This is a genomic window from Mitsuaria sp. WAJ17 (assembly GCF_014174515.1).
Classification (GTDB): Bacteria; Pseudomonadota; Gammaproteobacteria; order Burkholderiales; family Burkholderiaceae_C; genus Roseateles_B.
The window spans coordinates 1-23,235 of record NZ_JACJUG010000012.1 but is presented as its reverse complement, the minus strand read 5'-3'; the positions used below and the strand labels follow the sequence as shown (position 1 = coordinate 23,235).

General features: G+C 67.0%; 26 protein-coding genes. 15 read left to right on the top strand and 11 right to left on the bottom strand.

The window, feature by feature from the left end:
• Positions 1 to 7: 7 nt before the first annotated feature.
• Complete coding sequence (gene uvrB, locus H5407_RS11460; protein WP_183104585.1) at positions 8 to 2,122, bottom strand: excinuclease ABC subunit UvrB; 2,115 nt, start codon at positions 2,120 to 2,122, stop codon at positions 8 to 10.
• 145 nt (positions 2,123 to 2,267) lie between these two features.
• Between uvrB and H5407_RS11455 the strand changes: the two genes are divergently transcribed.
• From H5407_RS11455 to rsxB, 3 genes are all read left to right on the top strand, one after another.
• Positions 2,268 to 3,470, top strand: coding sequence for an amino acid aminotransferase (locus tag H5407_RS11455; RefSeq protein ID WP_183104584.1), 1,203 nt, complete (start codon positions 2,268 to 2,270; stop codon positions 3,468 to 3,470).
• Between the two features lie 241 nt (positions 3,471 to 3,711).
• Positions 3,712 to 5,028, top strand: a complete 1,317-nt coding sequence (locus H5407_RS11450) for a polyhydroxyalkanoate depolymerase (RefSeq protein ID WP_183104583.1) — start codon at positions 3,712 to 3,714, stop codon at positions 5,026 to 5,028.
• Between the two features lie 19 nt (positions 5,029 to 5,047).
• Positions 5,048 to 5,734, top strand: coding sequence for an electron transport complex subunit RsxB (gene rsxB, locus H5407_RS11445; RefSeq protein ID WP_183104582.1), 687 nt, complete (start codon positions 5,048 to 5,050; stop codon positions 5,732 to 5,734).
• 26 nt (positions 5,735 to 5,760) lie between these two features.
• On the opposite strand, the gene H5407_RS11440 is transcribed toward rsxB, so the two are convergent.
• Genes H5407_RS11440 through H5407_RS11425 form a run of 4 tightly spaced genes read right to left on the bottom strand, consistent with a single transcriptional unit; the run spans position 5,761 to position 9,419 of the window.
• Entirely contained in the window at positions 5,761 to 6,573 is an 813-nt protein-coding gene (locus H5407_RS11440; RefSeq protein WP_183104581.1) for a ChbG/HpnK family deacetylase, read from the bottom strand.
• Positions 6,570 to 6,956, bottom strand: coding sequence for a GtrA family protein (locus H5407_RS11435; protein WP_183104580.1), 387 nt, complete (start codon positions 6,954 to 6,956; stop codon positions 6,570 to 6,572). Before H5407_RS11435 ends, H5407_RS11440 begins: the two co-directional genes overlap by 4 nt.
• Positions 6,953 to 7,984 carry a glycosyltransferase family 2 protein gene (locus H5407_RS11430; RefSeq protein WP_183104579.1) on the bottom strand — a complete coding sequence of 344 codons (1,032 nt, stop codon included), beginning with the start codon at positions 7,982 to 7,984 and terminating at the stop codon, positions 6,953 to 6,955. The genes H5407_RS11435 and H5407_RS11430 overlap by 4 nt, the downstream gene beginning before the upstream one ends.
• Positions 7,971 to 9,419: a glycosyltransferase family 39 protein gene (locus tag H5407_RS11425; protein WP_183104578.1), complete on the bottom strand. Its 1,449-nt coding sequence runs from the start codon at positions 9,417 to 9,419 to the stop codon at positions 7,971 to 7,973. Before H5407_RS11425 ends, H5407_RS11430 begins: the two co-directional genes overlap by 14 nt.
• A 96-nt stretch (positions 9,420 to 9,515) precedes the next feature.
• Between H5407_RS11425 and nth the strand changes: the two genes are divergently transcribed.
• From nth to H5407_RS11405, 4 genes are all read left to right on the top strand, one after another.
• On the top strand, positions 9,516 to 10,148 hold the full coding sequence (gene nth / locus H5407_RS11420; protein WP_183104577.1) for an endonuclease III: 633 nt from the start codon (positions 9,516 to 9,518) through the stop codon (positions 10,146 to 10,148).
• Between the two features lie 57 nt (positions 10,149 to 10,205).
• Positions 10,206 to 10,415, top strand: a complete 210-nt coding sequence (zapB, locus tag H5407_RS11415) for a cell division protein ZapB (protein ID WP_183104576.1) — start codon at positions 10,206 to 10,208, stop codon at positions 10,413 to 10,415.
• Positions 10,412 to 10,720, top strand: coding sequence for a cell division protein ZapA (locus H5407_RS11410; protein WP_183104575.1), 309 nt, complete (start codon positions 10,412 to 10,414; stop codon positions 10,718 to 10,720). Before zapB ends, H5407_RS11410 begins: the two co-directional genes overlap by 4 nt.
• Before the next feature lie 319 nt (positions 10,721 to 11,039).
• Positions 11,040 to 11,510 carry an EVE domain-containing protein gene (locus H5407_RS11405; protein ID WP_183104574.1) on the top strand — a complete coding sequence of 157 codons (471 nt, stop codon included), beginning with the start codon at positions 11,040 to 11,042 and terminating at the stop codon, positions 11,508 to 11,510.
• A gap of 42 nt (positions 11,511 to 11,552) precedes the next feature.
• On the opposite strand, the gene H5407_RS11400 is transcribed toward H5407_RS11405, so the two are convergent.
• Entirely contained in the window at positions 11,553 to 12,587 is a 1,035-nt protein-coding gene (locus H5407_RS11400) for a sensor domain-containing diguanylate cyclase (protein WP_183104573.1), read from the bottom strand.
• Positions 12,588 to 13,012: 425 nt separating this feature from the next.
• Between H5407_RS11400 and H5407_RS11395 the strand changes: the two genes are divergently transcribed.
• From H5407_RS11395 to H5407_RS11370, 6 genes are all read left to right on the top strand, one after another.
• Positions 13,013 to 14,257, top strand: a complete 1,245-nt coding sequence (locus tag H5407_RS11395) for an NAD(P)/FAD-dependent oxidoreductase (RefSeq protein ID WP_183104572.1) — start codon at positions 13,013 to 13,015, stop codon at positions 14,255 to 14,257.
• 184 nt (positions 14,258 to 14,441) lie between these two features.
• Positions 14,442 to 14,654, top strand: a complete 213-nt coding sequence (gene rpsU / locus H5407_RS11390; protein WP_012346814.1) for a 30S ribosomal protein S21 — start codon at positions 14,442 to 14,444, stop codon at positions 14,652 to 14,654.
• Positions 14,655 to 14,814: 160 nt separating this feature from the next.
• Positions 14,815 to 15,261, top strand: coding sequence for a GatB/YqeY domain-containing protein (locus tag H5407_RS11385; RefSeq protein ID WP_183104571.1), 447 nt, complete (start codon positions 14,815 to 14,817; stop codon positions 15,259 to 15,261).
• A gap of 43 nt (positions 15,262 to 15,304) precedes the next feature.
• Positions 15,305 to 15,646, top strand: coding sequence for a TIGR01244 family sulfur transferase (locus tag H5407_RS11380; protein WP_183104570.1), 342 nt, complete (start codon positions 15,305 to 15,307; stop codon positions 15,644 to 15,646).
• Positions 15,647 to 15,790: 144 nt separating this feature from the next.
• The gene (locus tag H5407_RS11375; protein WP_183104569.1) at positions 15,791 to 16,399 is read left to right on the top strand and encodes a TRAP transporter small permease subunit; all 609 of its coding nucleotides are present in this window, start codon (positions 15,791 to 15,793) and stop codon (positions 16,397 to 16,399) included.
• Positions 16,399 to 17,982: a TRAP transporter large permease subunit gene (locus tag H5407_RS11370; protein WP_183104687.1), complete on the top strand. Its 1,584-nt coding sequence runs from the start codon at positions 16,399 to 16,401 to the stop codon at positions 17,980 to 17,982. Before H5407_RS11375 ends, H5407_RS11370 begins: the two co-directional genes overlap by 1 nt.
• A 69-nt stretch (positions 17,983 to 18,051) precedes the next feature.
• Here H5407_RS11370 and H5407_RS11365 read toward each other — a convergent pair whose 3' ends face one another.
• Positions 18,052 to 18,654 carry a MarC family protein gene (locus H5407_RS11365; RefSeq protein ID WP_183104568.1) on the bottom strand — a complete coding sequence of 201 codons (603 nt, stop codon included), beginning with the start codon at positions 18,652 to 18,654 and terminating at the stop codon, positions 18,052 to 18,054.
• A 123-nt stretch (positions 18,655 to 18,777) separates the two neighbouring features.
• Here H5407_RS11365 and H5407_RS11360 point away from each other — a divergent pair, with 123 nt between their 5' ends.
• Positions 18,778 to 19,248, top strand: a complete 471-nt coding sequence (locus H5407_RS11360; RefSeq protein ID WP_183104567.1) for an Lrp/AsnC family transcriptional regulator — start codon at positions 18,778 to 18,780, stop codon at positions 19,246 to 19,248.
• Positions 19,249 to 19,310: 62 nt separating this feature from the next.
• On the opposite strand, the gene xerD is transcribed toward H5407_RS11360, so the two are convergent.
• The 3 genes from xerD to H5407_RS11345 form a co-directional block, all read right to left on the bottom strand.
• Positions 19,311 to 20,240: a site-specific tyrosine recombinase XerD gene (xerD, locus tag H5407_RS11355; protein WP_310737638.1), complete on the bottom strand. Its 930-nt coding sequence runs from the start codon at positions 20,238 to 20,240 to the stop codon at positions 19,311 to 19,313.
• 33 nt (positions 20,241 to 20,273) lie between these two features.
• Positions 20,274 to 21,251 (bottom strand): tripartite tricarboxylate transporter substrate binding protein BugE, encoded by a 978-nt coding sequence (locus H5407_RS11350; RefSeq protein ID WP_183104565.1) that lies wholly within the window; start codon positions 21,249 to 21,251, stop codon positions 20,274 to 20,276.
• A 106-nt stretch (positions 21,252 to 21,357) separates the two neighbouring features.
• On the bottom strand, positions 21,358 to 21,810 hold the full coding sequence (locus tag H5407_RS11345) for a hypothetical protein (protein WP_183104564.1): 453 nt from the start codon (positions 21,808 to 21,810) through the stop codon (positions 21,358 to 21,360).
• Between the two features lie 248 nt (positions 21,811 to 22,058).
• On the opposite strand from H5407_RS11345, the gene H5407_RS11340 reads away from it, so the two are divergent.
• A complete protein-coding gene (locus H5407_RS11340) occupies positions 22,059 to 22,964 on the top strand; it encodes an AEC family transporter (protein WP_183104563.1) in 906 nt (301 codons plus the stop codon).
• Between the two features lie 172 nt (positions 22,965 to 23,136).
• Here the strand turns inward: H5407_RS11340 and H5407_RS11335 are convergent, their stop codons facing one another.
• Positions 23,137 to 23,229: an integrase core domain-containing protein gene (locus H5407_RS11335; protein ID WP_310737641.1), complete on the bottom strand. Its 93-nt coding sequence runs from the start codon at positions 23,227 to 23,229 to the stop codon at positions 23,137 to 23,139.
• Between the last annotated feature and the right edge of the window lie 6 nt (positions 23,230 to 23,235).

Genomic DNA, 23,235 nt, shown 5'->3' with positions numbered 1-23,235 from the left:
CTGCCCGTCACTTGCGCCCCGTCTCTATGGGCACCACGTTGTCATGGTGCGCGGCGCCAAACACCTGCTCCCTCAGCTGCGCCAGTTGATCGCGCACCCGGGCAGCCTTCTCGAACTCGAGATTGCGGGCGTGCTCCAGCATCTGCTTCTCGAGCTGGGTGATGCGCTTGCTGAGGTCCTTCTCGCTGAGCTCCTCCAGCTCTTCCACCATGCCCAGCTTCTGGTCGTCCTTGCCGCCCTTGTCGGAGTAGACGCCGTCGATCAGGTCGCGGATGCGCTTTCGCACGCCCCGCGGCACGATGCCATGCTCGGCATTGAAGGCAAGCTGCCTGGCGCGGCGGCGCTCGGTCTCGTCGATGGCGCGGCGCATAGAGTCGGTGATCCTGTCCGCGTACAGAATGGCCTTGCCGTTGAGGTTGCGCGCCGCGCGGCCTATGGTCTGGATCAGGCTGCGCTCCGAGCGCAAGAAGCCTTCCTTGTCGGCATCCAGGATGGCCACGAGGGACACCTCGGGAATGTCCAGGCCTTCCCGCAGCAGATTGATGCCCACCAGCACATCGAAGGCACCCAGGCGCAGGTCACGCAGGATCTCCACCCGCTCCACGGTGTCAACGTCCGAGTGCATGTAGCGGACCTTGACGCCGTTGTCGCTGAGGTAGTCGGTCAGTTGCTCCGCCATGCGCTTGGTCAAGGTGGTGATGAGCACGCGCTCGCCGACATCGACTCGGTCGCGAATCTCCTGCAGCACATCGTCCACCTGGTGCGTGGCGGGGCGCACCTCGACGATGGGGTCCACCAAGCCCGTGGGGCGCACCACCTGCTCCACCACCTGGCCGGCGTGCTGCTTCTCGTAGTCCGCCGGCGTGGCGGAAACGAAGATGGCCTGGCGCATCTTGCGCTCGAATTCCTGGAACTTCAGCGGGCGGTTGTCCAGCGCGGAAGGCAGGCGGAATCCGAATTCCACCAGTGTGGTCTTGCGTGCGCGGTCGCCGTTGTACATGCCCCCGAACTGGCCCAAGGTCACGTGACTCTCATCGACGAACATGATGGCGTCCGAGGGCAGGTAGTCCACCAGCGTGGGCGGCGGTTCGCCCGGAGCGGCGCCTGAGAGGTGGCGGGTGTAGTTCTCGATGCCCTTGCAGTGCCCGACCTCGGTGAGCATCTCCAGGTCAAAGCGCGTGCGCTGCTCGATGCGCTGGGCCTCGACCAGCTTGCCGTCGGCAATGAACTGCCCCACCCGCTCGCGCAGCTCCTCCTTGATGGTCTCCACGGCGGCCAGCACCCGCTCGCGCGGGGTGACGTAGTGGCTGGAAGGGTAGACGGTGAAGCGCGGGATCTTCTGGCGGATCTGGCCGGTGAGCGGATCGAAGAGCTGCAGGGTCTCGACCTCGTCATCGAAGAGCTCGATGCGAAGGGCCAACTCGGAGTGCTCAGCCGGGAAGACATCGATGGTGTCGCCCCGAACCCGGAAGTGCCCGCGCTGGAACTCCATCTCGTTGCGCTGGTACTGCATGCGGATCAGCTGGGCGATGACGTCGCGCTGGCCCATGGTGTCACCCACGCGCAGGGTCATGACCATCTGGTGGTAGTCGCTCGGGTTGCCGATGCCGTAGATGGCCGAGACCGAGGCCACGATCACCACGTCCCGGCGCTCCAGCAGGCTCTTGGTGCAGGAGAGCCGCAACTGCTCAATCTGCTCGTTGATGGCGCTGTCCTTCTCGATGAAGAGGTCGCGCTGCGGGACGTAGGCCTCGGGCTGGTAGTAGTCGTAGTAGCTGACGAAGTATTCGACGGCGTTCTTGGGGAAGAACTCCCGCATCTCGCTGTAGAGCTGCGCCGCCAGGGTCTTGTTGTGGGCAAAGACGATGGCCGGCCGCCCCAGGCGGGCGATGACATTGGCCATGGTGTAGGTCTTGCCCGACCCCGTCACCCCAAGCAGCGTCTGAAAACTGAGGCCATCGTGGATGCCTTCGACCAATTGCGCGATGGCCGTGGGCTGGTCCCCTCCCGGAGGGAAAGGCTGGAAAAGCTGGAACGGCGAGCCTTCGAATGTAACGAACTCACCCTTGAGGGTGTCGTCGTTTTCCTCGGTGGCGTCGGGGGCAATGGCGGTGCTGGACATCGGGGATTCCCTGAGCTTGGGCGCCGGCCGCCCCTAGAATTCCAGGGTCTGGCAGCGCCTTGAACCCGACAGCGTAGCGCAGACCGCTTCCGCTCGCAGCGAAGCACCCGCGAGCCTCATGCCACCGTCCTGTCAGGAAAGCCCCATGTCCTTGTTCGCCGCCGTCGAAATGGCCCCCCGCGACCCCATCCTGGGTCTCAACGAGCAATTCAATGCCGACACCAACCCCAAGAAGGTGAACCTCGGCGTCGGCGTCTATTACGACGAGAACGGCAAGCTGCCCCTGTTGCGCTGTGTGGCCCAGGCCGAGCACCAGATGCTGGAAGCGCCCAAGGCGCGCGGCTACCTGCCCATCGACGGCATCGCCGCCTATGACCTGGCCGTGCAGGGCCTGGTCTTCGGGGCTGACTCCGAGGTGGTGAAGGGCAAGCGCGTCGCCACCGTGCAGGCCCTGGGCGGCACCGGCGGCCTGAAGATCGGCGCAGACTTCCTCAAGCGCCTGAACCCCGACGCCTGCGTGCTGATCTCCGACCCCAGTTGGGAGAACCACCGCGCCTTGTTCACCAATGCCGGCTTCCAGGTCGACACCTATGCCTACTATGACGCCGAACACCGCGGCATCAAGGCCGAGGCCATGCTGGCCGACCTGCAAGCCGCTGAGGCCGGCACCGTGGTCGTGCTGCACGCCTGCTGCCACAACCCCACGGGCTATGACCTGACGCCAGCCCAGTGGGCGAAGGTGGTCGAGGTGGTCAAGGCCCGCGGCCTCGTGCCCTTCCTGGACATGGCCTACCAGGGCTTCGGCGAAGGCATCGCCGAGGACGGCGCCGTGATCCAGCAGTTCCTGGCCGCCGGCCTGGACTTCTTCGTTTCCACCAGCTTCTCCAAGAGCTTCTCGCTGTACGGCGAGCGCGTGGGCGCCCTGAGCGTGGTCTGCGCAAGCAGTGAGGAAGCTGGCCGCGTGCTGAGCCAGCTGAAGATCGTGATCCGCACCAACTACAGCAACCCGCCCACCCATGGCGCCCAGGTCGTGGCCACCGTGCTGTCCACCCCCGCCCTGCGCACCCTGTGGGAAGAAGAGCTGGCCGGCATGCGCACCCGCATCCGCGCCATGCGCGAGGCCCTGGTGACCGAGCTGAAGGCCGCGGGCGTCGAGCAGGACCTCAGCTTCGTGACGCGCCAGAAGGGCATGTTCAGCTACTCCGGCCTCAACGCCACCCAAATGCAGCGCCTGCGCGGCGAGTTCGGCATCTATGGCGTGGACTCCGGCCGCATCTGCGTGGCCGCGCTGAACCCCGGCAACCTGAAGGCAGTGGCGGCAGCGATGGCGGCAGTCATCAAGGGCTGATTCCCCGCCCTCGCGCGCAAGGCGCCGTCCGGGTCACCGGCGGCGCCTTTTTCGCCCCCGTGACGGCGGTCATGGCGCAAATACCGGGTTTGTGCGGGGTATTTCACCAAGCTGCCTGTCAGCATTGCATCCCTACAATGCTGCAACGCACAAAACAAGGCAAGATGCTCCACAGGCATCCAAGCCACCACGCCGAGCCCACGCATCCCGCGGCGCCGGCCAGCCATGGAAGGGGTCCCACATGCTGTACCAGCTTTACGAAACCCAACGCGCCCTGATGAGCCCGTTCTCGGAGTTCGCCAGCGCCGCCGCCAAGCTCTACAGCCACCCGCTGTCGCCCTTCGCGCACTCACCCATGGCCGCGCGCTTCTCCGCCGGCCTGGACCTGATGCACCGTCTGGCCAAGGACTACGAGAAGCCTGAGTTCGACATCCGCAGCGTGGACGTGGATGGCGTTGATGTGGCGGTGCAGGAGTTGGTCCCGTTGGAGAGGCCCTTCTGCCGGCTGCTGCGCTTCAAGCGCTACACGGACAACCCGGCCGTGCTGGCCAAGATGAAGACACAGCCGACCGTGCTGGTGGTCGCACCGCTGTCAGGCCATCACAGCACCCTGCTGCGTGACACGGTGAAGTCCCTGTTGCGCGACCACAAGGTCTACATCACCGACTGGACAGACGCCCGCATGGTGTCCCTGGACGAAGGCCCCTTTCACCTGGACGACTACATCAACTACGTGCAGGAGTTCATCCGCCACGTGGGCGCCGACCAGGCCCATGTGATCTCGGTCTGCCAGCCCACCGTGCCCGTGCTGGCGGCCATCTCGCTGATGGCCTCGCGAGGCGAGCCCACGCCGCGATCCATGACCATGATGGGCGGCCCCATCGACGCCCGCAAGAGCCCGACCGCCGTCAACAACCTGGCCATGAACAAGAGCCACAGTTGGTTTGAGAACAACGTCATCTACCGCGTGCCGCCCAACTTCCCCGGCGCCGGCCGTGCAGTCTATCCAGGCTTCCTGCAGCACACCGGTTTCGTGGCCATGAACCCGGACCGCCATCTGACGTCGCACTACGACTACTTTCTGGACCTGGTGCGTGGCGACGACGATAGCGCCGAGGCCCACCGCAAGTTCTACGACGAGTACAACGCCGTGCTGGACATGCCCGCCGAGTACTACCTCGACACCATCAAGACCGTGTTCCAGGACTTCGCGCTGGTCAATGGCACCTGGCAGGTCGGCGAGGAGCTGGTGCGCCCGCAGGACATCAGCGGCACCGCCCTGCTGACCGTGGAAGGCGAGTTGGACGACATCTCCGGCGCCGGCCAGACCCGCGCAGCCCATGAGCTGTGCAGCGGCATCCCAAGCAGCCATCAGTATCACTACGATGCCATCGGCGCCGGCCACTATGGCATCTTCTCGGGCCGCCGCTGGCGCGAGATGGTCTACCCCGAAGTGCGTAGCTTCATTGCGAAGTACGATGCAGTCCCGCTGACGGCCACCACCGCGACGAGCAGCAAGCCCCCCGCCGCCCGCTCGCGCAGCAAAGCCACGACCTGACGCTGCACCGCTTCCGACCTTGACAGCCACAAACGCCACAACAAGCGCCTCGACCGCCGCACTGATCGATCAACTCGACCAAGCCCTGCCACAGACGCAATGCACGCGCTGCGGCTACCCGGACTGTCGCGCCTACGCCGAGGCCATGGCGCGCGGCGAGGCCGGCGTCAACCAGTGCCCGCCCGGCGGTGCCGAGGGCGTCGAACGCCTGGCCCGCATCACGGGCCGACCGGCACTGCCGCTGAGCGTCGAGCATGGCGCGGAAGGCCCGCGCAAGCTGGCCGTGATCGACGAGGCTTGGTGCATCGGCTGCACCTTGTGCATCAAGGCCTGCCCGGCGGACTGCATCGCCGGCGCGCCCAAGTTGATGCACACCATCGTGGCGGAGCAATGCACAGGTTGTGAGCTCTGCGTGCCCGCCTGCCCCGTGGACTGCATCTCCCTGGTGGATGTGACGCCCGGCCGCAGTGGCTGGGCCGCATGGAGCGAGGCACAGGCCCAGGAGGCCCGCGAGCGCTACCGCTTCAAGCGTTTGCGCGAACAGCGCGAGGCCGAAGAGAACGCGCAGCGCCTCGCCGCCAAGGCCCAGCACAAGCTGGCCCACCTGGCGGAGCTCACCAAGCCGGCCGACGACGCGGAGCTGCAGCGCAAGCGCTCAGTGATCGAGGCGGCGCTGGCACGCGCACGGGCCAAGCGCGACGGCTGAACGCTGCGCGAAGCCGTCCGTGTGCTTCAGTCGGCCCGGGCGACATCCCAGTCTGCGCAACGCCCCGGCTGGATGCCCAGGGCCTGCAACAGCGCCCTGCCCTGGCCGCCAGCCAGCACGGCATGCTCGCGCACCCGAGCTGCGCGGATGCCATCGGCACGTGTTTCCGTGACACCTGCGCGGCCCGGGTGGCACATCATCAGACCGCCGTCCGGCAGGTGGTCCAGCCACCATCTCAGCAGCGCTGCGAAATCCGCCGCAGGCTGGAACTCATAGACACCGGCAAAGTCGCGGTTGACCCGCAATCCTTCGGCCCGGGCGCCTGCCGCCAGCGCACCGGCGCCCAAGGCACCGATGATGGCCGCCTTGGCACCACGCCATTGGCGCGACCGTGTGATGCGCAAGGCACAGGCATGGCCGTAGCGAGCGCACAGGGCCTGCAGCAGGGCCTCGCGGATGCCGGGCAACTGGTGCAGATGCTGGTGGCCATCCACATAGTCCGGAGCCCGGCCCAGGCGCTTCTCGAAGGTATCCAGCTGCGCATCGATCCAGGAGCGCGCCATGGAAGCGGGGACGGCGCCGCGATAGGCCGCGACGATCCAGCCCTTGAGGCTGTGCGCAGCGTAGTGGGCGAACTCGTTGAGATCCAGGTGCAGGCCCAGGTCGGCCAAGCCGGCTCTTTCCTTCAGCGCCGGTGCCCAGTGCGGCCAGGCCGGCGACAGCACCATGCAGCTGGTGGCGCTGACCACGCCCGCGTCGATGGTGTCCAGGATGCCCTGGCTGATGGCGCGATCGAAGCCGTAGTCGTCCGCGCAGATCTGGATGCGACGCAGGCTCATGACGAGGCTCCGCCGCGCCGCCTGAAAGCCCAGTGCCGACCCAGCCACCAGGTCATGGCCGCCACGGCCAGCAACACGACGAACAGCGCCAGGCGGTATTCCACGCCCAGCTCCAGCAGCAAGGCATAGAGCATCTCATTGCAGGCGAACCCCAGCACCGCGACGCCAAAGAAGCGTGGCAGGGCATCCCGCCGCCGGGCCTGCTGCGCAGCAAAGGTCAGGCGGTGATGGCCGACGAAGCTCACTCCGAAGGCCAGCAGAAAGCCCAGCACATTGGCCCCCAGCGCCGGCCACTGCCAGGCTCCGACCAGTAACCAGACCACGCAGAAATGCACGGCCGCCGCGCAAGCACCCACGGTGCCAAACCACAGCAGGGACTTCACGCGCGCGGCTCCGGACCGGCATCCGCAGACCGCTTCAGCGAGGGGGTCAGGTCTTGCGTCACGTACAGCGGGCGACGCTTGACCTCGTCGAAGACCCGGCCCAGATACTCGGCGATGATGCCCAGGCACAGCAGCTGCACCCCCGCCAGGAAGGTGATCGAGGCAGCCAACGTTGCGAAGCCTGAGATCTCGTTGCCGAGGAAGACTTTCTCGAACACGATCCAGAAGCCAAACACCACCGAAATCAAGGACACCACCATGCCCAGGGCCGACACCACGCGCAGCGGCACCTTGGAGAAGGCGGTGATGCCCGTCACCGCCAGCTGCAGCAGGCGCATGAAGTTGAAGCTGGTCTCGCCGTGGGCCCGCGCGTCCGGCACGAACTCGATGCCTGTCGCCGGGAAGCCCACCCAGGCGAACAGGCCCTTCATGTAGCGGGCCCGCTCTGGCAACTGGCGCAGAGCCAGCACGACGGCGCGGTCCAGCAGACGGAAGTCACCGGCGTCGGCGGGAAGCTCGAAGCGCGAGCCCTTCTGCATCAGCCAGTAGAAAGTCCGGGTGTAGACCCGCCGCGCGAAGGACTGCGACTCGCGCCGCCCTTTTTGCACGCCGTAGACCACGTCATAGCCGTCCCGCCAGCGCTCCAGCATCTTGAGCGCGCAGCTGACGGGATGTTGGCCGTCGGAGTCCATGCTGATCACCACCTCACCCTCGACCGCATCCAGTCCGGCAGTCAGTGCAGCCTCCTTGCCGAAGTTGCGCGACAAGCGCAACAGGCGCACCGGCAAGCCCTGGCGGATCAGCCCCTGCACGACCATCACGGTGTCGTCACGGCTGCCGTCGTCGATGACCATCAGCTCTAGGGCCTCGGCGTGGGGCCCCAGCTCCTCGACCAGCCTGGGCAGCAGCCACGACAGGTTGCGCGCCTCGTTGAAGGCCGGCATCACCACCGACAGCAGCTGTGGCCGCCCACGAGCCGTCAGGGGTTTGAGAGCACGAGGCGTGGAGGAATTCTCAGGGAGCGACATAGAGGCACAGATGCTTGTTGCAGGCCAGCGCGTCGCCGTGCGGGCGCTGGGTATCCCGGTCCAGGACCTGGTAGCGCACGACCGCATGCTCCGGCTGCGCATAGAGACGGCCCGCACTGTAGAAAAAGGCTGAGTGGTCCGGCTTGCTGGCGTACTCCAAACCACAGGCAGCGGTCCAGGCCTGCGCGCCGCAGGCCTTCTCGTAGGCACGGATCAGCTCGCGGTCGGAGGCTCGCAGGGCTTCCTTCGGACCCAGCCAAAGGAAGCCCAAGGCCGTCAGCAGCAGCACGATTAGGCCGGCACCCCAGTGCCGTGCCGCGCCCAGGCGCTGGGCATCCACCTGGGCGAGCCACAGCAGCACCACGCCGGGCAGCGCGGTGACCGCGTAGGTGGGGATGATGTTGCGGGCCGCGCTGAACAGCAGCAGCGGCGCAGCCGTGATGCACAGCGCATAGGCCCAGAGATCGCGGCCGAGCCGCTCGGGTGCCGGCGTCCCGGCTCGGCGCCCGCCCAGCCAGGCGGCCAGCCCGTGCAGAATCCAGGGCAGGGCCGAGACCAGCACGAACAGCCAGATCATGCCGATGGGCTGGGCATGGGCGAAGCCGTAGCGGTCCCCCTTCCAGCCAGGCTGCAGGAAGCGCATCACATGCTCACCCAGCAGGAAGTACTGTAGGAAGCCGGGTGTGCGCTGCTCGGCCCAGGCATACCAAGGCAGGGTCAGGCCCAGCCAGATCAGCCAGGCCAGCGGGTCCTTGAGGATGCGGCCGACCACCGCCCAGTGCCCGCGCCACAGTGCGTGCAGCACCGGCGGCAGCAAGGCCAGCACGCCTGCGGCCGGCCCCTTGGTGAGCAGGGCCAGGCCCAGGCCAAACGCCAGGACGCGGCCGGCGCGGCGTGCAGCGGCGGCATCGGGCGCCGTCACCGCCCGCCACCAGGCGGCCTGCACAAGCAGCACCGTGGCCATCAGCGTGGCATCGGTCATCACGGCGCCGGCACAGATGAAGTACATGGGGCACAGCATCAGCGCCGTCAGGGCCGCAGCCCGCTGGACCGATGCCAGGCTGGCGCGCAGCATCCAGTCCAGGCTCCATAGGCCCAGGAGTGCCCAGCCCCAGGCCGCCAGGCGGCCCGACCATTCATTGACGCCGAACAGCTCCATCAACAGGGCCTGGCTCCAGGTCGATAGAGGCGGCTTGGCCCAGAAGACCTCGCCGGGCGTGACATGGGGGCTGACCCAGTCGCCCAACTGCACCATGAGCCGGGCGATCTCGGCATAGCGGGCCTCGGTGTGGTCCGTGAGGGCCATCAGGGGCAGGCTCAGCAGCCGCAGCAGCACGGCCACGGCCAGCAGCCAGAGCCAGGGGCGAGCGCCGGCGGCGCTGCGTAGCGGGCTGGCGGGCGATATCGGGATGGCGTTGATCGGAGCGGAACTCATGCGGCTGGAGGATGACGTGGCGTCCCGGGGCGAACGCGTGGCGCATTCTCGCCGAGGCGACCCGGTTCGGACCCCCGTTTGAACCACAATCACGCCATGAATGACGCCCAAGTCCTGCACTTCTTCCAGACCCTGCGCACGGCCAACCCTTCGCCTCAGAGCGAGCTGGAGTACAGCAGCGTCTTTGAATGCCTGGCCGCCGTGCTGCTCTCGGCCCAGGCCACGGACGTCGGTGTCAACAAGGCCACCCGCAAGCTCTTTGCCCGGGCCAACACACCGGCCAAGGTCCTGGCCCTGGGCGAGGAGGGCCTGGCCGACGCCATCAAGACCATAGGCCTGTACCGCAACAAGGCCAAGAACCTCATCAGCACCTGCCGCCTCCTCGTGGAGCAGCACGGTGGCCAGGTGCCGCGCAGCCGCGAGGCCCTGGAGGCCCTGCCCGGCGTGGGCCGCAAGACGGCCAATGTGGTGCTCAACGTCGCCTTCGGCGAGCCCACGATGGCTGTGGACACGCACATCTTCCGCGTCGGCAACCGCACCGGACTGGCGCCAGGCAAGACGCCGCTGGCCGTCGAGCAGGGCCTGCTGCGCCGAGTGCCGGCCGAGTTCATGGTTGATGCCCATCACTGGCTGATCCTGCATGGCCGCTACGTCTGCCAGGCCCGCCGCCCGATGTGCGAGCGCTGCAGTGTGCGCGTGGATTGCGACCTGGGCCGCAGCCTGCCCTGAGCGCCCGCCGCCCCTACAATGCCGCATCATCAGTAGGCGAGATCGTCCCAGCCAGCCATGCCAAGCATCACCGACCTAGTTGACCGGGTGGAGAGGCTCCTCCTGCGTCACGACGAGCTGACCCGCACCAACGCCCTGCTCGAGGAGCAGGTTCGCGCCCTGACCCAGGAGCGCGATGGCATGCGCTCCCGTCTCAACGCCGCCAGGGCCCGCATCGACGCCCTGCTGGATCGTCTGCCGCTGGAATCGGAGAAGAACGCGCCATGAAGCAGATGGAAGTGACCATCATGGGCCAGAGCTATCTGCTGGGCTGCCCTGAAGGCGGCGAGGCCGCGCTGAGCAAGGCGGTGGCCCAGGTCGATCGCGAGATGTGTGGCATCCGGGATGCCGGCCGCATCAAGGCTCGGGAGCGCATCGCCGTGCTGGCCGCCTTGAACCTGGCTTACCAGCTCGCCGAGCAGCCTGCGACCCGTGCCAGCACCCCGGGCACGCAGGACGGCACGGTATCCGATCTCGAAGGGCTCATCAAACGTCTCGACGAAGCCCTTGCCCAGGATGGGCAACTGCTCTGAGACTGGCCGGCGAGGCCCTAGAATGGGCCCGTCCGTTGCGTTCGCGTGAGTCTTATATTTCCTTGAACCGATGCTCTTTGAGCATGGGCTTGGAACATCGCCTGGCTGGTGTGATCGTCTCGCGTCAGATGAACCCGAAGTCTTGCTGACCTCGCCCACCTGAATCCCCTGGGTTCAGGAATGCGGCTCACGGCTCGCGGCGGACACCCTCTTCTTGCCAGGCGCAGCCCCTCGCCCGGGTCGCACCGGCTTGCGCCCTCTACGCCCCTTCACTCGGCCTACCGCACACCAGCCCCCCCCGAGTGCAGTGCTTCTGCCCATGAACTACTGGCTGATGAAGTCGGAGCCGGACGAGTGCTCCATCGACGACCTGGCTGCCGCCCCCGCGCAGACCGTGCCCTGGATCGGCGTACGCAACTACCAGGCCCGCAATTTCATGCGTGACGCCATGCAGCCGGGTGATGGGGTGCTCTTCTATCACTCCTCCTGCCCTCAGCCGGGCATTGCCGGCATTGGTGAGGTGAGCCGTTCGGCTTACACAGACGCCAGCCAGTTCGACCCTACCAGCCCCTATTTCGACCCCAAATCCAAGCCGGAAGCGCCGCGCTGGCTGCATGTTGATGTGCGCTTCGTCTGCAAGACCCGCCTGATGGGCCTGGCCGAGATGCGCCAGCAGGCGAGCCTGGCCAGCATGCGCGTGCTGCAGGCCGGCAATCGCCTGTCCATCACGCCGGTCAGCCCCGAGGAATGGCGGGCCGTGATGGCCCTGCTGGACAAGGCCAGCGCCTGAGGCTGCCGGTGCCGGTTGGCGATGCGGGCACCGACAGCCCGTTCAGGGCTGGCTGCCAAAGGGAATCGGCGCCAGCACCACCTGGTTGCCGCCGCGACGCTGGGCCTCCTGGATGGCGGACTGCGCCGCCTCCAGCAGATCCTCCTGGCGGGAGGCAGTATGCGGGAAGCTGGCAACACCCATGGACAGCGACAGATGCAGGTCCAGGCCCTGCACCACGATGATCTGGGTCACGCATTGCCTGCGCAGCTGCTCCATGCGGGCGTGGGCGGTGGCCAGCCCAACGCCCGACAGCAGCACGGCAAACAGCTGCTCGCCTACCCGGCAGGCCGCATCCATGGCACGCGTGTTGGCGCGCAGCATGCGGCCCAGGCCTTCCAGCATGCGCTGCTGAGCCTCGTCCCGCAGGTGCTGGACCTCGGCCGGCAAGGGATCCAGCGAAATCAGCACCAGGGCGAATTCGCGGTGCTCGCGGGTGGAGAGGTCGATCTCGCGCAGCAGTTGGTCGTCGAACTGCGCCCGCAGGTAGAGTCCCGAGGTGTCATCCCGGCCACTGCCCTTCTCGGACTCTCGGCGCAGCATTTCCATGGATTTCTGCTGCTGCTCGATCTGCTGCAGCGCGCGCTGGAGGTGCGACTCGCGGTGCTTCTCCTCGGTACGCTCGGACCACATCGACATGATGTGATCAGCCCCCAGGGGTACGCGCGTCACCATGAAATCGCGGCGGCGGCCGCCCAGCTCCAGCCGGTGCTCGCTGACCACCACATTGCGCTGCGCCATGACAGCCTGCTCAACCCGGCGCATGGCCTGGACTTCGTCGCCGCGCATGAGGTCCACGTCACTGCTGCCGACCAGGGAAGATTCCGTGCGCTCGAAGAGGCGATCCAGGCCGGCGCTGGCATAGACATAACGGCCGGTGGCCAGGGACTTGACCGCCAGAAAGCCCCCCAGCGGCTCAGCCAGGCTCAGCAGGGCCCCGGCAGCACCGCCGTCGGACAGGCCTTGCGACTGCAGCCAGTCCTGCAAGCTGCCCGGGCGTCCTGCCATGCCCTGTGCGATCGCCGATTGAATGTCCATGCCTTGAAAGCCTTCTTGCTTCTTTCCGATGCTCCCTCGCGCCGGCCCGTGAGCACCCCTGGCAGGGCACGTACCGGGCGAGCATCCCATCCCTTGCGTGGACGGGTGCTGTCGGCCTGTCGCTGTCGGCCTGTGATTGCTCCGCGCATGGTAGCCAAAACCAGACCGCTTGGCGGCGACGCCTGCCCCCTATTTGGGTCATCCTACTCGTCAGGGGCGGCCCCGATCCTGCCGCTGCGGGCCACTGGCCCCATCCCTTGGCAGGTTATGGGCCTCTTGCGGCGAGAATGCGGGGCCCGCGTCCCGATTCGATCCATGGGGGTCCGCGGGACCACTCATCGATTCGACTCCATTCGCGTTCTTTCGCCTTCATCCGCCCCACAAGCCCTGCCCCGGCATCCTCCTGCCGCGCCTCGCCCTGCTCCATGCCTGCCACGCCTGACTTTGACCTCATCATCATCGGCGCCGGTGCTGCCGGCCTCTTCTGCGCAGCCCAGGCCGGCCAGTTGGGCCTGCGGGCCCTGCTGATCGATCATGCGCCGCGCCTGGCGGAGAAGATCCGCATTTCCGGTGGCGGGCGATGTAACTTCACCAACCGCGAAGCCGGGCCCGGCAATTACCTCTCCGAGAACCCCCACTTCTGCCGCTCGGCTCTGGCGCGCTACACACCGCAGGACTTCATGGCCCTGTTGCAGAAGCATGGCATCGGCTTCCATGAGAAGCATCGCGGCCAATTGTTCTGTGACGAAGGTAGCGAGCGCATCATCCAGATGCTGAAAGACGAGTGCGAGGCCGGGGGCGTGCAGCGCTGGCAGCCCTGCACGGTAGCTGCCGTCCATGCCCTGGACCAGGGCTTCGAGCTGGAGACCAGCCAGGGGCCTGTCCGCGCGCATTCCCTTGTGGTGGCCTGCGGCGGCCTGCCCGTGCCCAAGATCGGCGCCAGTGACTTCGGCTTGCGCCTGGCCCGGCAGTTCGGCCATGAGCTGGTCACGCCGCGCCCCGCCCTCGTCCCCTTGACTTTCTCCGCCGATAGCTGGGCGCCCTTCGCCGAGCTGGCCGGCCTCTCGCTGGAAGTGGCGGTCAGCACCGGGCAGGGCAAGCAGCGCACCCGCTTTCTGGAGGACCTGCTTTTCACACACCGCGGGCTCAGCGGTCCGGCCATCCTGCAGATCTCCAGCTACTGGCAGCCCGGCCATGGCATCGAGATCGACCTCCTGCCCGCCCTGGATCTGGCCGGCGCCCTGCGCGAAGCCAAGGCCCACAGCCGCAAGCAGCTGGGCAATGCGCTGGGCGAATGGATGCCGGCCCGCCTGGCTCAGACCTGGCTCAAACAGCAGGGTCTGGACGGCAGCCGCCCCCTGGCCGACTGCAAGGACAGGGACCTCGAGACCCTCGCCCGCAGCCTCAAGCAGTGGCAGCTCACGCCCGCCGGCGACGAAGGCTGGAAGAAGGCCGAGGTGATGCGGGGCGGTGTCAGCACCCGCGAACTCAGTTCCCAGACCCTGGAAAGTCGGCGCCAGCCGGGCCTGTTCTTCATCGGCGAGGTGGTGGACGTGACCGGCTGGCTGGGCGGCTACAACTTCCAGTGGGCCTGGGCCAGCGCCCATGCCTGCGCGCAAGGCGTGCTGGCCCGCCAACAGTCGCTGGACACCGGCGCTGTGGCTGCCTGAAACGCCCTCGGACACCATCTTGGCGAACTGGCAAATCTGTGGCTATAATCCCTGTCTTTGCTAGCAAACCCGCGCGTCGATTCGGAAGCGGACTCCGGATACTTCCGCTTCAGAGCTGTCAAGCCAATCCTGGTTTGACCAGCTCAGGCGAACACCGAGCGCACCTTGAAGGAACTATTGCTTCATGACCACCATTCGCGTCAAAGAAAACGAGCCGTTCGACGTGGCCCTGCGCCGCTTCAAGCGCACCATCGAAAAGCTGGGCCTGCTCACCGAGCTGCGTGCTCGTGAGTTCTACGAAAAGCCCACTGCCGAGCGCAAGCGCAAGAAGGCCGCCGCCGTCAAGCGTCACTACAAGCGCGTTCGCAGCATGCAGCTGCCCAAGAAGCTGTACTGAGCTTCTCGCTGAGCTTCTCGTTTTCTGGCGCCGTCAGGCGTCCACGCTGCTGAAGAGGCTTGCCTCTTCAACAAAGCCCGCGCAGGACGCTGTCGCGGGCTTTTTCCATTTCGGGGCGGAATCCAGCCCTGACGTCCAGCCTTATCACTGATTGCTCATCATGACGCTCAAAGAACGCATCACCGAAGACATGAAGGCCGCCATGCGCGCCAAGGAAGCCGACCGGCTCTCGACCATCCGCATGCTGCTGGCCGCCGTCAAGCAGAAGGAAGTCGATGAGCGCGTGGACGTGGATGACGTGATGCTGGTTGGCATCGTCGATAAGCTCATCAAGCAGCGCAAGGACGCCATCGCCCAGTACACCGCCGCTGCCCGCCAGGACCTGGCCGACAAGGAAGCCGCCGAAGTCGTGGTGCTGGAAGCCTACCTGCCGGCCCGCCTCAGTGAGGCCGAGATCCAGTCCGCCGTGGCCGCCATCGTGGCCGAGCTCGGTGCCAAGGGCCCAGGCGACATGGGCAAGGTGATGGCCGCAGTCAAGACCCAGTTGGCCGGCAAGGCCGACATGGGACTGGTGTCTGCCGCGGTCAAGAAGGCCCTGGCGCCCTGATCCCGCTAGCATCATCCGCCATCACCACTCGGAGCCTCGAACCATGACCCTGCCGCTCAATCGCCTGACGCCCGACTTCGCCGTCGCCCCGCAGTTGGAGCCCGCAGCCATGGCCGAGGCCGCAGCGGCCGGTTTCCGCAGCGTGATCAACAACCGCCCCGACGGCGAGGGGGGCCCCGAGCAGCCCAGCAGCGCCAGCGTGGCGGCTGCTGCGGCGGCAGCCGGCCTGCAGTACGCACACCTGCCAGTGGCAGGCGGTTATCAGTCGCCCGAAGAGATCGCCGCCTTCCGCGAGTTGCTGACCACCCTGCCCGGCCCCGTGCTGGCCTTCTGCCGCTCGGGTGCGCGCTGCACCAAGCTCTACGTGGCAGCCACCCAGGGCTGAACCCGGGCAGAGGGTACGCGCCTCGCCTGCTCGGGGCTTACCCTCATCCGGCGTCGAATTCAGGCAGCGTTCAGCGGGCAATCGATACAGTCCGGACCAAGCTGGCAGGGCCCACCGCCCTACCCTTTGCTCCAGGAACTGCCCATGAACGCCTTGATTGCCTTTGCGGAGGCCATCGACAGACTCAACGACCGGTTCGGCGTGCTCGCCGAATGGGCCGTGCTGCTGTCCTGCCTCATCAGTGCGGCCAACGCCGTCGTCCGCTACACCTTCGACTACAGCTCGAACGCCTTCCTCGAGATCCAGTGGTACCTGTTCGCCGCCTGCGTGATGCTGGGCGCTGCCCAGGTCCTGCGCATCAACGAGCATGTGCGGGTGGACCTGATCTACAGCCGCCTCAGCGGCAAGAGCAAGGTGTTGGTGGACCTCTTCGGCATCACCGTCTTCCTGCTGCCGGTGATCGGCTACATGGCCTGGCTGTCCTGGGGTCTCTTCATGGGCAAGCTCACCACCGGCATGCGGCCGGACGACAGCATCGCCAGCCTGGGCTTCCTGGCTTATGTGCACAAGCTGCTGGTCAGCGGTGAGGTCTCCAGCAACGCCGGCGGTCTGATCCGCTGGCCCGCCGTGCTGATGCTGCCCCTGGGCTTCGCCCTGGTCTGGCTGCAGGGCGTGGCCGAGATCATCAAGCGCATTGGCTGGCTCGGCCACCGCTACAACATGGACACGCACTACGAGAGGCCCCTGCAATGATCAGCATGGAGCAATTCCCGCCCCTGATGTTCGCGGGGCTGATCATCATCATGCTGATCGGCTTCCCCGTGGCCTTCTCGCTGGCGGCCCTGGGCTTGGGCTGCGGCCTCTTCGCCATCAGCCAGGGCTGGTTCCCGCCGGAATTCATGGCGGCGCTGCCGCAGAACGTGTTCGGCATCCTCAGCAACGACCTGCTGCTGGCCATCCCCTTCTTCACCCTGATGGGCGCGCTGCTGGAGAAATGCGGCCTGGCCGAAGACATGCTCGATTCCATGGGCCAGCTCTTCGGCCCCATCCGCGGCGGCCTGGGCTACTCGGTGATCATCGTGGGCTTCATCCTCGGCGCCATCACCGGCACCGTGGCCGGCCAGGTGATCGCCATGGCCATGATCTCGCTGCCGGTGATGATGCGCTACGGCTACAACATGCGCTACGCCACCGGCGTGCTGGCCGCCTCAGGCACCATCACGCAGCTGGTGCCCCCCTCCCTGGTGCTGGTGGTGCTGGCCGACCAACTCGGCAAGCCCGTGGGCGACATGTACAAGGGCGCCTGGGGCCCCTCCATCCTGCAGGTGCTGATCTTCGCGCTCTACACCTTCGCGCTGTCCCGCATCAAGCCGGACCATGTGCCCGGCGTGCCCAAGGAAGCGCGGACCCTTCAGGGTTGGGCGTTGTGGCGCAAGTGCCTGCGCGGCATCGTGCCCTCCGCGGTGCTGATCTTCGCCGTGCTGGGCTCCATGGGCGGCCTGCCGGGCATCAACACTGCCATCTGCACCCCGACCGAAGCCGGCGCCATGGGCGCGGTGGGCGCCTTCGTGCTGGCCGCCATGCATGGCCGTCTGAACTGGCCGCTGGTCAAGGGCACCATGATGGGCACCATGCGCATCACGGCCATGGTGGTCTTCATCCTGATCGGATCGCGCACCTTCTCCCTGGTGTTCCAGGGCGTCGAGGGCGGTCACTGGATCGAGCACATGCTATCCACGCTGCCTGGCGGCCAGATCGGCTTCCTGGTGGTGGTCAACATCTTCATCTTCTTCCTGGCCTTCTTCCTGGACTTCTTCGAGATCGCCTTCATCATCCTGCCCCTGCTGGGCCCGGTGGCGGACAAGATGGGCATCGACCTCGTCTGGTTCGGCGTGATGCTGTGCGTGAACATGCAGACCAGCTTCATGCACCCGCCCTTCGGCTTCGCCCTGTTCTATCTGCGCGGCATCTCGGACACGCTCTTCAAGCAGGGTTCCCTGCCCAGGAAGGTGGAGTCCAGCGACATCTACATGGGCTCCATCCCCTGGGTGCTGATGCAGCTGATCCTGGTGGCCATCGTCATCTTCTTCCCCGTCACCGTGACGGCCTTCCTCGACAAGGCCAAGGTCGTGGACATGGACCAGGCCACGCAGCTGCTGCAGGGCATGGACACCGGCAAGGATCAGGACAAGGGCAAGGACGAGCTCAGCTCGGACGACGCCAGCAAGCTCTTCGCACCGGAGGCGGCAAGTGCGCCGGCCTCGTCCGCCAGCGGGGCGGCTGAGGATCCGAACGAGGCGGTGCTGAGGGCGCTGCAGCAGGATGCAAAAAAGTAGGCTTGCCGCCGCAATGACAAAGCCGGCTGATGTCGCCATCAGCCGGCTTTTCTCATGGGCCAGACAGGCTCACAGCCCGCCGATGAAATAGCGCTTCAGGCCCGCCAGCACCATTTCCACGGCAATGGCGGTCAGCACCAGCCCCATCAGCTTCTCAATGGCCGAGACCACCGAGTCGCCCAGCAGCTTGCGGATGCGGTCCGCCAGGACCAGGGTCAGGCCGGAGATCAGCATGGCGGCGGTCAGGGCGCCCACCCATTCCATGATGCGGTCCGGCTGGCGCGAGGCCAGCAGCAGCACCGTCGCCATGGCGGACGGCCCGGCGAGCAGCGGCACGGCCAGCGGAAAGATCAGGGGCTCGCGGCCCGGCTCCACGCCGTAGGCCGATTCGCCGGAGCTGCCGAAGATCATGCGCATCGCGATGATCAGCAGGATCACGCCGCCGGCCACCTCCAGCGAGCGCTCGGACAGGTGCATGACGCGCAGGAAGCCGTCGCCCAGGAACATGAATGCGAAGAGCACCAGGAAGGCGATGCCGACCTCGCGCACGGCCACCTTGACGCGCCGCTCCTTGGGCACGGCGCGCATGATGGGGATGAAGATGGGAAGGCTGCCCAGCGGATCCAGCACCAGCAGGAGCAGGATCAGGGCGGAGAGAAAGCTGTGGTCCATGGGGCGCCATTGTCCGCGAGTTCGGTCTGCGGACCACGGGTTAACCATTAGCTCGCGTGCCATCCTCACGCGAAGCGGCCTGCGATCATGCGGGCCAGCCCGTGCTTTCATCCCATGCCAGACATGTCCCACGCCCCGCTCGATACCCTGGACGCCCGCATCGTCGAGATCCTCCAGCGCGAGGGCCGCATTGCCAATGTGGACCTGGCCGCGCGGGTGCAGCTGTCGGCCCCGCAGTGCTTTCGTCGGGTCCGGGCGCTGGAGGAACGCGGCGTGCTGCGTGGCTACCGTGCCGAGGTGGACCCGCAGTCCCTGGGCTTGGGCGTGACGGCCTTCGTGAGCCTCAACATCGAGGCTCAGGCCTTTGTGCGGGTCCGGGACATCGAGACCCTGCTCAAGGCCTTCCCCGAGATCCTGGAATGCCACACGGTCTCGGGCGACTGCGACTATCTGCTCAAGGTGGTGGCGGCCGATCTGAAATCCCTCTCTCAGTTCCTGACCGACAAGCTGATGCAGCTGCCTGGCGTGGCCGACGTGCGCTCCATGATCTGCCTGGAGGAGATCAAGCCGCCCTCCCCGCTGCCTGTGCGCTGAGCGGCTTGCGGGCGGCGGTTCAGGCGGCAGGCAAGACCTGACCCCACCCCAGACCTCAGCGCTCAGCCCCGCGGGTGGTGCTGGGCGTGCAGGGCCTTGAGGCGCTCGCGGGCCACGTGGGTGTAGATCTGCGTGGTGGAGAGGTCGGCATGACCCAGCAGCAACTGCACGGCACGCAGATCGGCCCCATGGTTCAACAGGTGGGTCGCAAAGGCATGGCGCAGCGTGTGCGGCGAAATGCTCTGGCGGATGCCAGCCTGCAGCGCATACTTCTTCACCAGCCGCCAGAACATCTGCCGGCTGAGCGCCTCGCCGTAGCGGTTGAGGAACAGCGCCTCGGGCTGCTTGCCGGCGGCCAGCTGGGGCCGGGCCTCACGCAGATAGCGCAGCAGCCAGTCCCGGGCCTCTTCGCCAAAGGGCAGCAGGCGCTCCTTGCTGCCCTTGCCCATCACCCGCATGGCCGCTTCCTTGAGACCCACATGCAGGGTCTTCAACTCCACCAGCTCGCTGACGCGCAGGCCGCTGGCATACATCAGTTCCAGCATGGCGCGGTCGCGCAGGCCCAGGGCCTCGTCCACATCCGGCGCCTGCAGCAGGGCCTCGACCTGGGCCTGGCTGAGGGTCTTGATGCTGCGCTGCAGGCGGTGCGAGGGCAGCAGCTGCAGGGTCGGGTCTTGCCTCAGCCGGCCTTCACGAAGTGCCCAGCGGAAGTAGCGTTTGAAGACGCTCAGGCGCCGGTTGGCGCTGCTGGGTTTGCTGCCCTCATGACGGGCGCTGATGTAGGCCTGCAGGTCGGCCTGGCTGGCCTCGTCGATGCAGCGGCCCCGTTCGGCGTCCAGCCAGTCGGCCAGCAGGGCCAGGTCACGGCCATAGGCCTGGCGGGTGGCCGTAGAGAGGCCGTCCTCCAGCCACAGCGCCTCCAGGAAGAGCTCAGCCGCCTGCGCGCTGGCCCGCCTTGCGCTGCTGGCCGGCGGGCCAGCGGGCGCAGGCACAGGGGTCTGGCGGGCGCGCGGCACGGACGGGGCTCAGTCCAGCTTCAGCTTCTGGGTCTCGACGACTTTCTTGTAGACCTCGTACTCGGCCTTGATCTGCGCGGCGAACTGCTCAGGCGTGTTGGCCACGATCAGGGCGCCAGTGTCCTCGATGCGCTTGCGCACATCGGGCATCTCCAGCGTCTTCTTGACGGCCGTGCTGACCTTGTCCACCACCTCCTTGGGCAGGCCCTTGGGACCGTAGATGCCGTAGTAGGCCATGCGGTTCACCGGCTCCAGGCCGACCTCCTTGAAGGTGGGCACCTGGGGCAGCTGAGCCAGGCGCTGAGGCGCGGCCACGACGATGGGTATCAGCCGGCCGTCCTTGATGAAGGGCAGCGCCGAGGGCAGGTTGTCGAAGATCATGGGCACCTGCCCGGCCACCGTGTCATTGAGGGCCGGGCCCGCGCCGCGGTAGGGGATGTGCAGCACGAATACCCCGGCCAGGGACTTGTACAGCTCCATCTGCAGGTGGCCGATGCCGCCCGTGCCCGAGGTCGCATAGCTGTACTTGCCGGGGTTCTTCTTGAGCTCAGCCACGAAGCCCTTGTAGTCGCGGGCCGGGAAGCTGGGGTGCACCGCGATCACATTGGGCGTGGCGGCCACATTGATGATGGGCGTGAAGTCCGTCAGCGGGTTGTAGGGGATCTTGGGGTCGATGGCCGGATTGGCCGCCGTGGTCGATACCGTGGCCATGCCGAGGGAATAGCCGTCCGGCGCCGACTTGGCCGTCTCGTTGGCGCCCACCTTGCCGCCGCCGCCGGCCTTGTTCTCCACGATCATGGTCTGGCCCAGGGGCCCGTTGATCTTTTCGGCCACCACGCGGGCCACGATATCCGTGGTGCCACCCGGCGCGAAGGGCACGACCAGCTTGACCGGCTTGCTCGGATAGGCCTGGGCCAGGACCATGCCCGGTGCGGCCAAGGTCGCCAGGGCCAGGGGAATGTGCTTGAGAATCGTGCGACGGGTCATGGGTCTCCTCTCGAGTACCGGCTGAAGGGAGATGCCAGTCTATGCCAGCTCGCGGCACGCGGGCCGGGTCTTCAGGCAGGTCTCGGGCAGGCCGTTCGCACGGCGCTCAGTCGCTGCCCAACTGGCTTTGCAGCCAATCCCTTGCCGGCGCCTCTTCGCTAAAGCTGGCGAAGGGAATCCCGGCCGTATCGAAGCAGCGGGCAATGGCCTCATCCATGAGGCCGGCACCCTCGACCTCCGGCGACGTCACATGGGCAACAGCTCTTGGCGCCAGGCCGGTTGCCGACAGCCGCTGCAGCATTCCGGCGAAGGTCTGCAGCGCCTCGTCAGTGGCCAGGGTGCTGTAGCCGATGATGGCCAGCATCACCCAGGGCCCCCGCGCCTGCAGCGCCGGAATCTGCGCCGCCAGCAACTGCCCCAGGGCCAGGACCAGCTCCTTGTTGAAGGGGCCTTCCGAATGGTTCAGCAGAAAGGGCCACTCGCCCACGATCTGCACCCGGCCGTGCAGGGGAAAGCGGGTCTGGGCGTAGGCGTCAGTGCTGTCGTTGATGGGGCTCATGGGCAAGCGCGGAAGGCCGGGTAGATGTAACGAATGATACGGCGCCCCGCTCGCCGCCAGCACATGCAGCCCCGTGCATGCTCGCGACTATGCACACACGGTTTTGGCTGTGCACGCACGTTTGTCCCGCCCATGGCGGCGCGAACATGGCGGCACGAACATACAGCCCGCCTGAGGTGGATCCCGCCCCTCCTACTCAACGCCCCATCGCAAGACCGCTATCAAGGCGGCGCTGGCACACTCCGTCCATGCCCGACCTGCTGCTCCTGCTCCCCGACTTCCTGCTGATCGTCGTCGGCTTCGTGCTGTGCCGCTACACCTCACTGGACCGCCCGGTGTGGAGCAGCGTGGAGCGCCTGGTGTACTACCTGCTGTTCCCGGTGCTGCTGTTCAACTCCATCTCGCGCAGCCAGCTGCGCCCGGGCGAGACCCTGGCCCTGGCCGGTGCCGGCGTGGCCGTGCTGCTCAGCGGCGTGCTGTTGTCCTATGCCCTGCGGCTGTGGCCGGGCGTGCATGCGCAGAACCATGCCTCGGGCGCCCAGGTGGCCTTCCGTTTCAATTCCTTCGTGGCGCTGGCCCTGGCCGAGCGGCTGCAGGGCGCGCAGGGCGTGGCCTGGATCGCCCTGCTGATCGCGCTGTGCGTGCCGCTGGCCAATGTGGCGGCGGTGTGGCCACTGGCCCGGCACGGCGGCCACGGTTATCTGAAGGAGCTGGTGCGCAATCCGCTGATCGTCTCGACGGTGCTGGGGCTTGTCGCCAACCTCAGCGGCCTGCGTCTGCCCGAGCCGGCGGCCGTCAGCCTGCAGAAGATCGGCGTGGCCGCCCTGCCCCTGGGCCTGATGGCTGTGGGCGCAGGCCTGCGCTTCGGCGCCCTGCGCGATGCCCCCGGGCTGGCCGGTGCCCTGCTCTTCATCCGGCATGCGGCGCTGCCACTGGTGGCGCTGGCGCTGATCCATGTGCTCGCGCTGCCCCCGGCGCAAGCCTCGATGCTGATGGCCTTCGCGGCCTTGCCGACGGCGTCGAGCGCCTATGTGCTGGCCGTGCGCATGGGGGGCAACGGGCCCTTCGTGGCGGGGCTGATCACGCTGTCGACGCTGCTGGGGATGGTCAGCTTGCCGGTGTGGTTGGTGGTGCAGGGATGGGTGGGGCGCTAGGGCTCCATCGTCATGGCCTTGCGGCCACGCACAGCTGACGTTCCCTGGGCGGGTCAGCAGAGCTTGTGCCGTCCGTGCAGTTCAGCGTCACGCTGCGGCTAGCACTGCGTGCTCGCCAGCGGCCCGGCTCGCTGTCGGCCTCGGTGTATTGACCCAGCAGAACCTGCTCAGGTCATGCCGCTAATGCAAACGCCTCAGCGGGAGTCCTCATGTTCAGCGCCTGATGCGGGCGCCGGTGGTTGTAGAAGTGGATCCAGTCCCCGATGAGGCG

Coding starts and splice junctions, on each gene's coding strand:
- H5407_RS11405 (WP_183104574.1), top strand. CDS start 11,040: ATGAACTACTGGCTGATGAAGTCGGAGCCGGACGAGTGCTCCATCGAC.
- H5407_RS11400 (WP_183104573.1), bottom strand. CDS start 12,587: ATGGACATTCAATCGGCGATCGCACAGGGCATGGCAGGACGCCCGGGC.
- H5407_RS11410 (WP_183104575.1), top strand. CDS start 10,412: ATGAAGCAGATGGAAGTGACCATCATGGGCCAGAGCTATCTGCTGGGC.
- H5407_RS11425 (WP_183104578.1), bottom strand. CDS start 9,419: ATGAGTTCCGCTCCGATCAACGCCATCCCGATATCGCCCGCCAGCCCG.
- H5407_RS11365 (WP_183104568.1), bottom strand. CDS start 18,654: ATGGACCACAGCTTTCTCTCCGCCCTGATCCTGCTCCTGCTGGTGCTG.
- rpsU (WP_012346814.1), top strand. CDS start 14,442: ATGACCACCATTCGCGTCAAAGAAAACGAGCCGTTCGACGTGGCCCTG.
- H5407_RS11350 (WP_183104565.1), bottom strand. CDS start 21,251: ATGACCCGTCGCACGATTCTCAAGCACATTCCCCTGGCCCTGGCGACC.
- H5407_RS11430 (WP_183104579.1), bottom strand. CDS start 7,984: ATGTCGCTCCCTGAGAATTCCTCCACGCCTCGTGCTCTCAAACCCCTG.
- H5407_RS11395 (WP_183104572.1), top strand. CDS start 13,013: ATGCCTGCCACGCCTGACTTTGACCTCATCATCATCGGCGCCGGTGCT.
- H5407_RS11455 (WP_183104584.1), top strand. CDS start 2,268: ATGTCCTTGTTCGCCGCCGTCGAAATGGCCCCCCGCGACCCCATCCTG.
- H5407_RS11450 (WP_183104583.1), top strand. CDS start 3,712: ATGCTGTACCAGCTTTACGAAACCCAACGCGCCCTGATGAGCCCGTTC.
- zapB (WP_183104576.1), top strand. CDS start 10,206: ATGCCAAGCATCACCGACCTAGTTGACCGGGTGGAGAGGCTCCTCCTG.
- H5407_RS11440 (WP_183104581.1), bottom strand. CDS start 6,573: ATGAGCCTGCGTCGCATCCAGATCTGCGCGGACGACTACGGCTTCGAT.
- H5407_RS11385 (WP_183104571.1), top strand. CDS start 14,815: ATGACGCTCAAAGAACGCATCACCGAAGACATGAAGGCCGCCATGCGC.
- H5407_RS11375 (WP_183104569.1), top strand. CDS start 15,791: ATGAACGCCTTGATTGCCTTTGCGGAGGCCATCGACAGACTCAACGAC.
- H5407_RS11380 (WP_183104570.1), top strand. CDS start 15,305: ATGACCCTGCCGCTCAATCGCCTGACGCCCGACTTCGCCGTCGCCCCG.
- H5407_RS11360 (WP_183104567.1), top strand. CDS start 18,778: ATGTCCCACGCCCCGCTCGATACCCTGGACGCCCGCATCGTCGAGATC.
- H5407_RS11345 (WP_183104564.1), bottom strand. CDS start 21,810: ATGAGCCCCATCAACGACAGCACTGACGCCTACGCCCAGACCCGCTTT.
- uvrB (WP_183104585.1), bottom strand. CDS start 2,122: ATGTCCAGCACCGCCATTGCCCCCGACGCCACCGAGGAAAACGACGAC.
- H5407_RS11340 (WP_183104563.1), top strand. CDS start 22,059: ATGCCCGACCTGCTGCTCCTGCTCCCCGACTTCCTGCTGATCGTCGTC.
- nth (WP_183104577.1), top strand. CDS start 9,516: ATGAATGACGCCCAAGTCCTGCACTTCTTCCAGACCCTGCGCACGGCC.